The organism is Streptomyces sp. NPDC107550 (genome assembly GCF_055639095.1).
Genome location: NZ_JBVKBC010000015.1, coordinates 66053 through 78838 on the forward strand (window position 1 = coordinate 66053; position 12786 = coordinate 78838).

The following is a 12786-nucleotide window of genomic DNA, read 5'->3' on the forward strand; positions in this document are numbered from 1 at the left end:
CCTCCTCGGACCCGGCCCGCCCGCGCGGCGCGCGGCCGGTCAGTTCAGCGGGGACGGGTCGTCGCCGGGGGCGGCGGGGAGGGCGGCGGGCTCGCGCTGCCAGCCGCGCGGGCCGCGGGCGCGCAGCCAGGCGGTGGTCTCGTCGGGCGGCATCGCGGCGGCGACCAGCCAGCCCTGCACGGCGTCGCAGCCGAGGTCGCGCAGCCGCTCCCAGGTCTCGTCGTCCTCGACGCCCTCCGCGACCACGAGCAGGCCGAGCGAGTGGGCGAGGTCGACGGTGCAGCGCACGATCTCGGCGTCCTCGGTGTCCACCGCGAGCCGCGCGACGAACGAGCGGTCGATCTTCAGCTCGCTCACGGGCAGCCGGCGCAGGTGCACGAGCGAGGAGTAACCGGTGCCGAAGTCGTCCAGGGACATCTTCACGCCGTGCCCGGTGAGCCCGGCGAGGGTGTCGGCGGCGCGCTGCGGGTCCTCCAGGAGCACGTGCTCGGTGATCTCCAGTTGCAGCGATCCGGCGGGCACGCCGTGCCGGGCGAGGCGGGCGGCGACGGCGCCGGCGAAGCCGGGCGTGTGCACGTCCCTCGGCGACACGTTGACCGCGACCGGGACGAACAGGCCCTGCGCGCGCCAGCGGGCGACCTGCGCGAGCGCCGTCTCCAGGACGTATTCCGTCAGGTGCGGCATGAGCCCGGAGGACTCCGCGATGGCGATGAACTCGTCCGGCGGAACCTTCCCTCTCTCCGGGTGCACCCACCGCACCAGCGCTTCGAGCCCCGCGACCTGTCCGTCGAAGCGGACCTTCGGCTGGTAGTGCAGGGCGACCTCGCCCGCGTCGAGCGCGCGCCGCAGATCGCCGAGCAGGCCGAGCCGGTCGGGGGTGTTGGAGTCGCGCTTCGACTCGTACACCTCGACACCCGTACGGTCCCGCTTCGCCTGGTACATGGCGACGTCCGCGCGGCGCAGCAGGCCCTCGGCGTCCAGGGCGTGGTCGGGGAAGACGGCGAGCCCGGCGCTGGCCTCCAGGACGAGGGTGAGGCCGTCGAGGTCGAGCGGGGAGCCGAGGGCCGCGACGAGGTTGCGGGCGACGCGGGTCGCGGAGGTCGTGGAGTCGGCGACCGGCAGCAGCACGGCGAACTCGTCGCCGCCGAGCCTGGCCACCTCGGCGCCGCGCGGCAGGGCGGCCCTGAGCCGGTCGGCGATCTGGAGGAGCAGCCGGTCGCCTGCGAGGTGCCCGAGCGTGTCGTTGACCGAGCGGAACCGGTCGAGGTCGATGAGGAGCAGCGCGCTGCGGGCGCCGATCCGCTCGGCGTCGTCGAGCGCGGCCCAGGTCCGCTCCAGGAGCCACTGCCGGTTGGGCAGCCCGGTCAGCGGGTCGCGCAACTGCTCCTCGGCGCGGGCGCGGGCGATCCACAGCGTGGAGTCGAGCGCGATCAGGGGGATGGCGAACAGGGGCAGCAGCATGGGCAGCGCGACGGCGACGACGCAGATCAGCGGCGCGATGCCGAGCAGCGCGACCCCGACGAGGCCCTGCCGGGCGAGCGCGGTGCGGGCGACCGTGGGCAGCCCGGAGGGGCGCGGGGCGTGCACGTACCAGAGCAGGCTGCGGGTGACGAGGAGATACGTCGCGGCGACGAGGACGATCTCGGGGACCGTGGCGAACGTCCACGTCTCGGGGTCCCACGGCCGCTCGACGGTCGGTACGCGGCCGAACGCGGCCAGCACGAGGGCGCCGGCGCCGATGCCGAGCATGTCGATCGCGCCGTGCAGTATGCCCTGGCGCCAGCGGTGGCGGCGGGCGATGCCGACGAGGACGACGACGGAGAGGCTGACCATGCCGGCCGGCACCCAGCCGTACAGCAGCAGGACGGCGAGGGTGAGGGCGGCGCCCGATCCGGTGCCGCCCCACCAGCGGTCGCGGCCGAGGGCGACGAGGTGGCCGACGATGATCCCGGTGAGCACGGCGAGCGACCAGCCGGCGGTGCCGGAAGGGAACAGGGCGTGGCCGCCGGTCAGGGCGCGGTAGAAGCCGGCGGCGAGGACGACGGCCGCGCCGGTGACGATGGCGCCCGGCAGCAGGGGCAGCGCCGCCGCGCGCGAGGGGGTCTCGGGGGTGCCCTGGTGGTTGCGGGCGGGGGTGGCGGCGCCGACGCGGCCGGTGCCGAGGCCGGTCGTGGCGGCGCCGATGGGCGGGGTGGGTCCGTGGCCGGCGGCGCGGGGGCGGCCGGCGCCGGATGTGCCGGGTGCGGGGGCGGGACCGGGGCCGGTGCCGCCCGTTCGGCTGTTCGAGTGAGCGGGGCGGGCCGGGGCGACGGGACCGGGTCCTGGGGCGCCCGCGTCGGGCCGGACGGCGCCGGGCTTGGTGCCGCCGTGGGCGGGCCGTCGCGCGAGGGCACCGCGCGGCGGCTCGGGCGCGGTGGCGGGGGCGGGCCGGTGCGGGCTCACGCCACCGCCCGGACGCCGCGCACTCCCGGCGAACCCCCCGCTTCCCAGGGGGCCTTGGGCAGTCGGCGCCGGGGCCGGGCCCGAAGCGGACGTCGGTGCCGGGTCGGTCCAGGTGGGGGTGGCCGGGGGCTGGTCCTGCGCGGGGGGCGGGTCGAGGGGGCCGTGCCGGGGGGCCGCGCCGGGCGGGGGGCCCGGGGGCCAGGCGTCGGCGGGCCCTTCGCCCGTGCCGCCCGAGCCCGCGCCGATCGCGGCTGTCCGGCCGCCCGTCCGCCACCAGTTGCGCCAGTTCACCACACCACCGCGCTCGTTCTCCCCGCGACCGCTCTCGTTGCCGTCGCCCCCGTCTTCGCTGTGCTCCGTGCCGCGCCGCACGCGTCGGCGCGGGTACGGCCGTGCGTCCGCGGCGGTGCTCTCGGTCGGTTCCATTCCCGTCCCTCTCACAGCCGGCGGTGCCCACGTCCGCTCCCGCACCGCCGGCCCTCGGGCCGGCGGCTGCGCCCCGTCCGCGGCAGGACACGGCAGGCGCACAACCTCAACAGTAGGCCGCGGAAGGCTTCCACGGGCACCAGACGGACGCGCCCGCACACGGTTGCCCGAATGCGACCCGACCACCCGTATGCATCTGGTATGCGCCGAACGGGTGGCCTTCAACCGCTACTCCTGTACCGGTGTTTCCGCGGGAAGGGCCATTTCGGCGGCCGCCTCCGGGCCCTGTTCGAGCAGGACGCCGAAGCCGTCCTCGTCCAGGACCGGGACCTTCACCTGCATGGCCTTGTCGTACTTGGAGCCGGGGTTGTCCCCGACGACCACGAACGACGTCTTCTTCGACACGGAACCGGTGACCTTCGCGCCCCGGGTCTGGAGCGCTTCCTTCGCCCCGTCGCGCGTGTACTTCTCCAGCGTGCCGGTGACGACGACGGTCAGGCCCTCCAGCGGGCGCGGTCCCTCGTCCTCGGTGGCCTCCTCCTCCATCCGGACGCCGGCGGCCCGCCATTTGCGCAGGATCTCGCGGTGCCAGTCCTCGGCGAACCACTGCTTGACGGAGGCGGCGATGATCCCGCCGACGCCGTCGGTGGCCGCCAGTTCCTCCTCGGTGGCCTGGTCGATGCGGTCGATGGAGCGGAACTCGCGGGCCAGCGCCTCGGCGGCGACCGGACCGACGTGGCGGATCGACAGCCCGTTGATGATCCGGGCCAGCGGGCGGTCCTTGGCCGCCGCGATGTTCTCCAGCATCGACACCGCGTTCTTGCGGGGCTCGCCCGCCTTGGTGGCGAAGACGTCCGCGACCTTGTCCTCGCCGGTCTTCGGGTCGCGCTTGGGCAGGCCGCTGTCGGAGTCGAGGACATACGCGCGGATCGGCAGCAGCTGGTCCATGGTGAGGTCGAACAGGTCGCCCTCGTCGGCGAGCGGCGGCTCCTTTGGCTCCAGCGGCCCGGTGAGGGCGGCGGCGGCCACGTAACCGAAGTTCTCGATGTCGAGGGACTGGCGGCCCGCGAGGTAGTACAGCCGCTCGCGCAACTGGGCGGGGCACGTGCGCGCGTTGGGGCAGCGCAGGTCGATGTCGCCCTCCTTCATGGCCCGCAGCGGCGTACCGCACTCGGGGCACTCGGCGGGCATGACGAACTCGCGCTCGCTGCCGTCGCGCAGGTCGACGACCGGGCCGAGGATCTCCGGGATCACGTCGCCGGCCTTGCGCAGCACGACCGTGTCCCCGATGAGGACGCCCTTCTTCTTGACGACCTCCTGGTTGTGCAGGGTGGCGAACTCGACCTCGGAACCCGCCACGGTGACCGGCTCGACCTGCGCGTACGGGGTCACGCGCCCGGTGCGGCCGACGCCGACCTTGATGTCGATCAGCTTGGTGTTGACCTCTTCGGGCGGGAACTTCCAGGCGATGGCCCAGCGCGGGGCGCGGGCCGTGGAGCCGAGGCGGCCCTGGAGCGGGATCTCGTCGAGCTTGACGACGACGCCGTCGATCTCGTGCTCCACGGAGTGCCGGTTCTCGCCGAAGTAGGCGATGAACTCCCGTACGCCGTCGAGGTCGTCGACCACGCGGTTGTGCTTGGCGGTGGGCAGGCCCCACTCGCGCAGCAGGTCGTACGCCTCGGAGAGCCGGGAGATGTCGAGGCCCTCGCGGGCGCCGATGCCGTGCACGACCATGTAGAGCGGGCGGGTCGCGGTGACGCGCGGGTCCTTCTGGCGCAGGGAGCCCGCCGCCGCGTTGCGCGGGTTGGCGAAGGGCTTGTCGCCGGCCGCGACCAGCCGTTCGTTCAGCTCGCCGAACTTCTCGCCGGGGAAGTAGACCTCGCCGCGGATCTCCACCAGGGCGGGCACGCGCTCGCCGCTCAGCCGCTCGGGGATGCCGGCGATGGTGCGCACGTTCGGGGTGATGTCGTCGCCGACGCGGCCGTCGCCGCGGGTGGCGGCGCGGGTCAGCCGGCCGTTCTCGTAGGTCAGGTTGACCGCGAGGCCGTCGACCTTCAGCTCGCACAGGAAGTGGTACGCGGAGGTGCCGACCTCCTTGGCGACGCGCTCGGCCCAGGCCGCCAGCTCCGCGTCGTCGAACGCGTTGTCCAGGGAGAGCATGCGCTCGCGGTGCTCGACGGACGCGAAGTCCGTCTCGTAGTGCCCGGCGACCTTCTGGGTCGGCGAGTCGGGCGTACGGAGCTGCGGGTAGCGCTCCTCCAGGGCCTCCAGGGAGCGCAGCAGCTTGTCGAACTCCGCGTCGGAGACGACGGGCGCGTCCCGCACGTAGTAACGGAAGCGGTGCTCCTCGATCTGCTCCGCCAGCCGGGCGTGCTCCTCCCGCGCCTCGGCGGGCGGGGTGCCCTCGGCCTGCGTCTCGTCAGCGCTTGCGGCAGCCACCGTCTCGTCCTCCCGTTTCCCTCTGGTCCCCGGTCACTCAGGGTTGTCCGCCAGTGATCGCGCCGCCCGGGCGCAGTGGGCCAGTGCCTCCCGTGCGTACGCGGGTGAGGCACCCGCGAGCCCGCACGAGGGCGTGACCACGACCGACTCCGTGAGCGAGCCCGGATTCAGCCCCAGCCTGCGCCACAGCGTCCTGACACCCATGACGCTACCCGCAGGGTCTGACAACGGGCTGTCGACGCCGGGCACGACACCGGCGAACAGGGTCGTACCGCCCTCGACGGCCTCCCCGATCGCGTCGTCGTCACGCTCGGTGAGCAGGGAGAGGTCGAAGGAGATCCCGTCGGCGCCGGCCCGCCGCAGCAGGGCGAAGGGCACGTCGGGCGCGCAGGAGTGGACGATCACGGGCCCGTCGTGGGCGGCCCGCACCTCGCGCAGGGTGCTCTCGACGACCTGCCGGTCGACGGCGCGGTGGGTGCGGTAGCCGCTGGCGGTGCGGACCTGACCGCGCAGCACGGCGATCAGGGACGGCTCGTCGAGCTGGAGGACGAGCCGGGCGCCGGGGACGCGGCGCCGGACGTCGGCGAGGTGGGCGCGCAGGCCCTCGGCGAGCGACCCGGCGAGGTCGCGGCAGGCCCCGGGGTCGCGGAGGGCGGCTTCGCCGCCGCGCAGTTCGAGGGCGGCGGCGAGCGTCCAGGGGCCGACTGCCTGCACCTTGAGGGTGCCCTCGTAGCCCTGGGTGAACTCCTCCAGGGCGTCGAGGTCCTCGCCGAGCCAGGACCGGGCGCGCTTGGTGTCGCGGCCGGGGCGGTCGCCGAGGCGCCAGCCGCTGGGCTCCACGCGCGCGTAGAGGTCCACGAGGAGGCCGGTGGTGCGGCCGATCATGTCGGCGCCGGGGCCGCGCGCGGGCAGTTCGGCGAGGAACGGGAAGTCCTCGAAGCTGCCGGTCACGGTCTTGGCGGCCTCGCGGGCGTCGCCACCGGGCATCGATCCGACGCCGGTGGCGGCGCCTGCGGGGAACAGGGGGTGCGGCTGGCTCTCGTTGCTCACCCGGGAAGCGTACGTAACGCCCGGCCGGGGCGGCGCCGGGCCCCGGCGCGGGGCGCGGTCAGCGGCCGGGGCGGACCGTCAGGTCGTTGACCTCGGCGTCGCGGGGCAGGTCCAGGGCCATGAGGACGGTCGTGGCGATGGACTCGGGGTCGATCCAGCGGTCCGCGTCGTACTCCTTGCCCTCCTGCTGGTGCACCTTGGCCTGCATGGGGCTGGCGGTGCGCCCGGGGTAGACGGAGGTGACGCGGACGCCGTTGCCGTGCTCCTCGTGGCGCAGGGAGTCGGCGAGTGCCTTCAGGCCGTGCTTGGAGGCGGCGTACGCGCCCCAGTCGGGCCCGGCGCTCAGCCCGGCGCCGGAGTTCACGAAGATCACGTGCCCCTGGGCGACGCGGAGTTGCGGCAGGAAGTGCCGGGTCAGCTCGGCGGGGGCGATGAGGTTGACGTTGAGCTGGTGGCGCCAGGACTTCGGGGTCAGCTCCCCCACCGGGCCGAGTTCGACGACGCCCGCGATGTGCAGCAGGGAGTCGACGCGCTCGGGCAGGCTCTGGTGCGAGAAGGCCCAGGACAGCTTGTCGGGGTCGGAGAGGTCGCCGACGAGGGTCCGGGCGCCGGGGAACTCGGCGGCCAGTTCCTTCGCGCGTCCCGCATCGCGCGCGTGGAGGACGAGCTGGTCCCCGCGCGCGTGCAGGCGGCGGGCGACGGCGGCGCCGATGCCGGAGCCGGCGCCGGTGATCACATGGGTGGCTGTGCCTGTCATGCGGGCCATGCTCGCACTACTCGATACCGCGCGACTCCTCCAGGTAGGCCAGCGCGCCGACCGGCTCCTCGGCGAAGAACACGAGGTCGGTGAGGGGGACGGGCAGGAAGCCCTCGTCCTCCATGCGGCGGAACTGCTCCTTGAGGCCGTCGTAGAACCCCGCCGAGTTGAGCAGCACGATCGGCATGACGGTCCTGCCGTGCTTCTTCAGTTCGAGGATCTCGGTGGCCTCGTCGAGCGTCCCCGTACCGCCGACCATGATGACGACGGCGTCGGCCTTCTCCAGGAGCAGCCGCTTGCGCTCGGCGAGGTCGGCGGCGACGACCATCGCGTCGGGCGCGGTCACCTTGCGCGCCTTCGCGGCGAGGAAGTCGACGGAGACGCCCATGAGCCGTCCGCCCGCCGCGTGCACACCGTCCGCCACGACCTTCATCAGGCCGCTCTCCGAGCCGCCCCACACCAACGTGTGTCCGCCCTTGCCGAGCAGTTCGGCGAACTCACGCGCGGGTCCGGTGTAGCGGTCGTCGAGATCGGCGGCGGAGAGGAAGACGCAGATGTTCATGGCGTCCACGGTACGGCGTGCCCGCCACCGGGCCTCCGGCGCCTCTTCCGCGCCTTTTCCTCGCCTGAGGGGAGGAATTTTCTTCGTCCGAGGGGAAGAAGGGCGGCCCGGGGAGCGCCGGCACAGGCATGACCTCTGGACACACGATCACGATCGAGCAGGGTGCGCAGCGGGTGCGGGTCGTCCACGGCGGGCAGGTGGTCGCGGAGAGCTCCCGGCCGCTGCTGCTGCGCGAGACGGGCTGTCCCGTGCGCTACTACCTGCCGGCCGAGGACGTCCGCGTGGATCTGCTGACGCCCTCGGACACGTCGACGTACTGCCCCTTCAAGGGCACGGCCGCCTACTGGTCGCTGCCGGACGCCCCGGACCTCGTCTGGGCGTACCCGGATCCGAAGCCCGAAGTGGCCGCGATCCGGGACCACTTGTGCTTCTACGCGCCCGAGGTCGATCCGGCGCCCTGAGGCACCGCGGCCCCCGCGCGCGTGGTGGTGGCGATGGTGGCCGAGCCCACCACGCGCGTGCCGGCGTACAGGACGACGGCCTGGCCGGGGGCGACGCCCCGGACGGGCTCGGTGAACGTGACGTGCAGCTCGTCGCCGACCGGCTCGGCCGTCACCTCGGTCTCGCCGCCGTGCGCGCGCAACTGCGCCGTGTACGTCCCCGCCCCCACGGGCGCGGCACCGCACCAGCGGGGCTTGATCGCGGTGAGGGCGGTGACGTCGAGGGCGGCGGCCGGGCCGACCGTCACGGTGTTGTCGACGGGCGAGATGTCGAGGACGTAGCGCGGCTTGCCGTCGGGCGCGGGCGTGCCGATGCGCAGGCCCTTGCGCTGGCCGATGGTGAACCCGTACGCGCCGTCGTGGGTGCCGAGCTTCTCGCCGGACTCGTCGACGATGTCGCCCTCGGCCTTGCCGAGCCGGGAGGCGAGGAAGCCCTGGGTGTCGCCGTCGGCGATGAAGCAGATGTCGTGCGAGTCGGGCTTCTTGGCGACGGCGAGCCCGCGCCGCTCGGCCTCCGCGCGGATCTCGTCCTTGGTGGTGACCGTGTCGCCGAGCGGGAACATCGCGTGGGCGAGCTGGCGGTCGTCGAGGACGCCGAGGACGTACGACTGGTCCTTGGCCATGTCGGAGGCGCGGTGCAGTTCGCGGTTGCCGTCGGCGTCGGTGACGACCTTCGCGTAGTGGCCGGTGCACACGGCGTCGAAGCCGAGCGCGAGGGCCTTGTCGAGCAGCGCCGCGAACTTGATCTTCTCGTTGCAGCGCAGGCACGGGTTGGGGGTGCGGCCGGCCTCGTACTCGGCGACGAAGTCCTCGACGACGTCCTCGCGGAAGCGGTCGGCGAGGTCCCACACGTAGAACGGGATGCCGATGACGTCGGCGGCGCGGCGCGCGTCGCGGGAGTCCTCGATGGTGCAACAGCCCCGGGCGCCGGTGCGGAACGACTGCGGGTTCGCCGAGAGGGCCAGGTGGACGCCCGTCACGTCGTGGCCCGCTTCGGCGGCGCGGGCGGCGGCGACGGCGGAGTCCACGCCGCCGGACATGGCGGCGAGCACACGGAGGGGCCGGCCGCTGTCGGGTCCGGCGGGGCGCTGCGGGGTCTGCGAAGTCATAACACTGACAGGGTACGGGCAGGCGGGAACCGAATCCGTCGGGCGTCCGTTGTGGATCTCGTACGGGAAATGCGGAACGGGGGGTGCCGCGTGGGCGGGGGCAAGGGGAAGGGCACGGGCGGCGGCCGGGTGCTCAGCAGGCGGACGCTGATCGTCGGGGGCGCGGCGTCGGCCGTGGGGCTCGGGCTGCTGGCGCGCAGCGATCTGGCGCGGATCTGGGGTTCGGGGCAGGGCGGCGAGCCGCGGGTGGCCGGGGCGGTCGACTTCAAGGGCGCGGAGTGGGTGGCGGCGGCCGCGGCGAACTGGCGGCGGGCGGACCGGCCCCGGGACTACGCGATAGACCGGGTCGTCATCCATGTCACGCAGGGCAGCTACCAGGGCACGCTGAAGGTGTTCAAGGACCCCTGGCACGGGGCCGCCGCGCATTATGTGGTGCGCCAGGACGGGCACATAGCGCAGATGATCCGGGAGCTGGACGTCGCGTTCCACGCGGGGAACCGGGTGTACAACGAGCGCAGTGTCGGCATCGAGCACGAGGGGTTCGTGGACCGGCCCGCGGACTTCACGGCGGCGATGTACGAGGCGTCGGCGCGGCTGACGGCGCGGATCTGCGCCCGGTACCGCATACCGGTGGACCGGGAGCACATCATCGGGCATGCGGAGGTGCCGGGCACGGATCATACGGACCCGGGCCCGCACTGGGACTGGGACCGGTACATGGGGCTGGTGCGCAGAGCCCGCACGGCCCGCGCCTGAGCGGGGTCAGGTCAGGCCGGCGGTGCGGGCCCGCTCGACGGCGGGGGCGATGGCCTGGACGACGGCGTCGACGTCGGCCTTGGTGGAGGTGTGGCCGAGGGAGAAGCGGAGGGTGCCGCGGGCCAGGTCGGGGTCGGTGCCGGTGGCAAGGAGGACATGGCTGGGCTGGGCGATGCCCGCGGTGCAGGCCGAGCCGGTGGAGCATTCGATGCCCTGCGCGTCGAGCAGCAGGAGAAGGGAGTCGCCCTCACAGCCGGGGAAGGTGAAGTGGGCGTTGGCGGGCAGCCGGCCCGCGGGGTCGGGGTCGCCGCCGAGGACGGCCTCGGGGACGGCGGCGCGGACGGCGGTGACGAGGTCGTCGCGCAGCGCGCCGATCTCCCGGGCGAACCAGTCGCGCTGTTCGGCCGCGATCCGTCCGGCCGTGGCGAACGCGGCGACGGCCGGCACGTCGAGCGTGCCGGAGCGCACGTGCCGCTCCTGGCCGCCTCCGTGCAGCACGGGTACGGGGCTGTACTCGCGGCCGAGGAGCAGCGCGCCGATGCCGTACGGGCCGCCGACCTTGTGGCCGGAGACGGTCATCGCGGCGAGGCCGGACGCGGCGAAGTCGACGGGGACCTGGCCGAACGCCTGGACGGCGTCGGCGTGCAGCGGCACGGCGAACTCGAGGGCCACGTCGGCGAGTTCACGGACCGGCATGAGCGTGCCGATCTCGTTGTTGGCCCACATGACGGTGGCGAGAGCGACGTCGGAGGGGTCGCGGGCGATGGCGTCGCGCAGCGCCTCGGGGTGGACGCGGCCGTGCGCGTCGACGGGCAGGTACTCGACGGTGGCGCCCTCGTGCTCGGCGAGCCAGTGCACGGCGTCGAGGACGGCGTGGTGCTCGACGGGGCTGGCGAGGACGCGGGTGCGGGCCGGGTCGGCGGCGCGGCGGGCCCAGTACAGGCCCTTGACGGCGAGGTTGTCGGCCTCGGTGCCGCCCGAGGTGAAGACGACCTCGCTGGGGCGGGCGCCGAGCGCTTCGGCGAGCGTCTCGCGGGACTCCTCGACGGTGCGGCGGGCGCGGCGGCCGGCGGCGTGCAGGGAGGAGGCGTTGCCGGTGACGGCGAGCTGGGCGGTCATCACCTCGACCGCCTCCGGAAGCATGGGAGTGGTCGCGGCGTGGTCGAGGTAAGCCATGGTGGGCTCGATTCTACGAGGGCGGGGCGCGGGCCTCCGTACCCCCGTACGGGCACGCTCGCCCGGCCCCTTCCGATTAGGCTCGGCGCCACGATGAGGAACAACCTGGCACCCCTGGAGCCCAAGGCCGACAAGGCAACCGTACGGCGGCACAACCTCTCGCTCGTGCTGCGGGCCGTGCACGACGAGGGGGAGACGACGCGGGCCGCGGTCGCGGGCCGGTCGGGGCTGACGCGGGCGGCGGTGTCCTCGCTGGTGGAGCAGTTGCTGGCGAGCGGGTTCCTGACGGAGTCGGGCAAGTCGTTCAGCGGGCAGGCGGGGCGTCCTGGGACGGTGCTGAAAATGGCGCGGACCGGGTTCGCCGGGGTCGGCGTCGAGATCAACGTCGACTATGTGGCGGTCTGCGTCGTCGATCTGTCCGGAACGGACCGGGTGCGGCTGACCGAGCACCTCGACAACCGGGGCGCGCCGGCCGCCGAGGTGCTGGCGCGGGCCGCGCGGATCACGGCGCGGGCGCTGGAGTCGGCGCGGGCGCAGGAGCTGGTGCCGGCCGGGGTGCATCTGGCGCTGCCGGGGCTGGTCGCGGGCGGCACCGTGCGGCAGGCGCCGAACCTGGGGTGGAGCCGGGTCGCGGCCGAGGGCGTCTTCGCGCAGGCGCTGGCGGCGCTGCTCGGGGGCGGGGCGCGGGCGCTGCCGGTCAGTTCGGGCAACGAGGCGGACGCGGCGGCGCTCGCCGAGCTGTGGTTCGGGGCGCGGGACGCGGGGCGCTCGGACAGTTTCCTGTATCTGACGGGCGAGATCGGGGTGGGCGGGGCGCTCGTCGTCGACGGGGAACTGTTGCGCGGGGCGCATGGGTTCGCCGGGGAGATCGGGCATGTCGTCGTGGACGAGGACGGGCCGCTGTGCCGGTGCGGGGCGCGGGGCTGCCTTGAGCAGTACGCGGGGCAGGCGGCGCTGTTGCGGGCGGCGGGCATCGCGGAGGACGCGGGGCAGCCGGGGGTCGCGGAGCTGGAGCGGCGGGCCCTCGCCGGTGACGAGCGGGCGGTGGCGGCTGTCGCCGGGGCGGGGCGGACGCTGGGGCTCGTGCTGTCCGGCGCGGTGAACTTGTTCGATCCCGGGGCGATCGTGCTCGGCGGTACGTATCGGGGGCTGTTGCCGTGGCTTGCCGGGGCGGTCGAGGCGGTGCTGGAGCGGCGGGTCGTTTCGGGGTTGTGGGGGGCCGGGGGCGGGCGGCTTCGGGGGGCGGATCCGGCGGGGGACGCGGCGCGGGGTTCTGCGGCGCAGGTCGTCCAGGACGTCTTGGCGGACCCGATTGCCCATTAGGCGGGTTCGAGGGGTCCCCCATACCCCGGGGGCGTGGTCACGTGCGGGTCCGTGGTGGCTGGTCGCGCAGTTCCCCGCGCCGGGGCACCACGGGTGCGTGGTCACGTGCGGGTGCGTCGTGGTTGCCCGCGCAGTTCCCCGCGCCCCTGACGGGGCACCACGGGTGCGTGGTCACGTGCGGGTGCGTCGTGGTTGCCCGCGCAGTTCCCCGCGCCCCTGACGGGGCACCACGGGTGCGTGGTCACG

Annotated in this window: 10 protein-coding genes; 3 read left to right on the forward strand and 7 right to left on the reverse strand. The window is 74.3% G+C overall.

Annotated elements, in window-relative coordinates:
- Window positions 1-39 precede the first annotated feature (39 nt).
- The 5 genes from ACZ7LY_RS20755 to ACZ7LY_RS20775 all read right to left on the reverse strand — a co-directional run bounded on the left by ACZ7LY_RS20755 (window position 40) and on the right by ACZ7LY_RS20775 (window position 7676).
- Window positions 40-2442 carry a putative bifunctional diguanylate cyclase/phosphodiesterase gene (locus ACZ7LY_RS20755; protein ID WP_471626107.1) on the reverse strand — a complete coding sequence of 801 codons (2403 nt, stop codon included), beginning with the start codon at window positions 2440-2442 and terminating at the stop codon, window positions 40-42.
- A 654-nt stretch (window positions 2443-3096) separates the two neighbouring features.
- Window positions 3097-5307, reverse strand: a complete 2211-nt coding sequence (gene ligA / locus ACZ7LY_RS20760) for an NAD-dependent DNA ligase LigA (protein WP_471626108.1) — start codon at window positions 5305-5307, stop codon at window positions 3097-3099.
- A gap of 33 nt (window positions 5308-5340) precedes the next feature.
- Window positions 5341-6357 (reverse strand): methionine synthase, encoded by a 1017-nt coding sequence (locus ACZ7LY_RS20765; protein WP_471626109.1) that lies wholly within the window; start codon window positions 6355-6357, stop codon window positions 5341-5343.
- 58 nt (window positions 6358-6415) lie between these two features.
- Window positions 6416-7114 (reverse strand): SDR family oxidoreductase, encoded by a 699-nt coding sequence (locus ACZ7LY_RS20770; protein WP_471626110.1) that lies wholly within the window; start codon window positions 7112-7114, stop codon window positions 6416-6418.
- Between the two features lie 16 nt (window positions 7115-7130).
- On the reverse strand, window positions 7131-7676 hold the full coding sequence (locus tag ACZ7LY_RS20775) for an LOG family protein (protein WP_471626111.1): 546 nt from the start codon (window positions 7674-7676) through the stop codon (window positions 7131-7133).
- Window positions 7677-7804: 128 nt separating this feature from the next.
- Between ACZ7LY_RS20775 and ACZ7LY_RS20780 the strand changes: the two genes are divergently transcribed.
- Entirely contained in the window at window positions 7805-8137 is a 333-nt protein-coding gene (locus ACZ7LY_RS20780) for a DUF427 domain-containing protein (protein ID WP_471626112.1), read from the forward strand.
- Here ACZ7LY_RS20780 and mnmA read toward each other — a convergent pair.
- Window positions 8107-9285 (reverse strand): tRNA 2-thiouridine(34) synthase MnmA, encoded by a 1179-nt coding sequence (gene mnmA, locus ACZ7LY_RS20785; RefSeq protein WP_471626113.1) that lies wholly within the window; start codon window positions 9283-9285, stop codon window positions 8107-8109. The genes ACZ7LY_RS20780 and mnmA overlap by 31 nt on opposite strands.
- Before the next feature lie 69 nt (window positions 9286-9354).
- Between mnmA and ACZ7LY_RS20790 the strand changes: the two genes are divergently transcribed.
- On the forward strand, window positions 9355-10041 hold the full coding sequence (locus ACZ7LY_RS20790) for an N-acetylmuramoyl-L-alanine amidase (protein ID WP_471626114.1): 687 nt from the start codon (window positions 9355-9357) through the stop codon (window positions 10039-10041).
- Window positions 10042-10047: 6 nt separating this feature from the next.
- On the opposite strand, the gene ACZ7LY_RS20795 is transcribed toward ACZ7LY_RS20790, so the two are convergent.
- Entirely contained in the window at window positions 10048-11217 is a 1170-nt protein-coding gene (locus ACZ7LY_RS20795) for a cysteine desulfurase family protein (RefSeq protein ID WP_471626115.1), read from the reverse strand.
- A gap of 93 nt (window positions 11218-11310) precedes the next feature.
- On the opposite strand from ACZ7LY_RS20795, the gene ACZ7LY_RS20800 reads away from it, so the two are divergent.
- Entirely contained in the window at window positions 11311-12540 is a 1230-nt protein-coding gene (locus ACZ7LY_RS20800) for an ROK family protein (RefSeq protein ID WP_471626116.1), read from the forward strand.
- The last annotated feature ends 246 nt before the right edge of the window (window positions 12541-12786 follow it).

What these genes read in the sequence shown, in the direction of transcription:
- ACZ7LY_RS20780 (WP_471626112.1), top strand. Translation starts at nt 7,805, where the DNA reads ATGACCTCTGGACACACGATCACGATCGAGCAGGGTGCGCAGCGGGTG.
- ACZ7LY_RS20795 (WP_471626115.1), bottom strand. Translation starts at nt 11,217, where the DNA reads ATGGCTTACCTCGACCACGCCGCGACCACTCCCATGCTTCCGGAGGCG.
- mnmA (WP_471626113.1), bottom strand. Translation starts at nt 9,285, where the DNA reads ATGACTTCGCAGACCCCGCAGCGCCCCGCCGGACCCGACAGCGGCCGG.
- ACZ7LY_RS20770 (WP_471626110.1), bottom strand. Translation starts at nt 7,114, where the DNA reads ATGACAGGCACAGCCACCCATGTGATCACCGGCGCCGGCTCCGGCATC.
- ACZ7LY_RS20790 (WP_471626114.1), top strand. Translation starts at nt 9,355, where the DNA reads ATGCGGAACGGGGGGTGCCGCGTGGGCGGGGGCAAGGGGAAGGGCACG.
- ACZ7LY_RS20800 (WP_471626116.1), top strand. Translation starts at nt 11,311, where the DNA reads ATGAGGAACAACCTGGCACCCCTGGAGCCCAAGGCCGACAAGGCAACC.
- ACZ7LY_RS20775 (WP_471626111.1), bottom strand. Translation starts at nt 7,676, where the DNA reads ATGAACATCTGCGTCTTCCTCTCCGCCGCCGATCTCGACGACCGCTAC.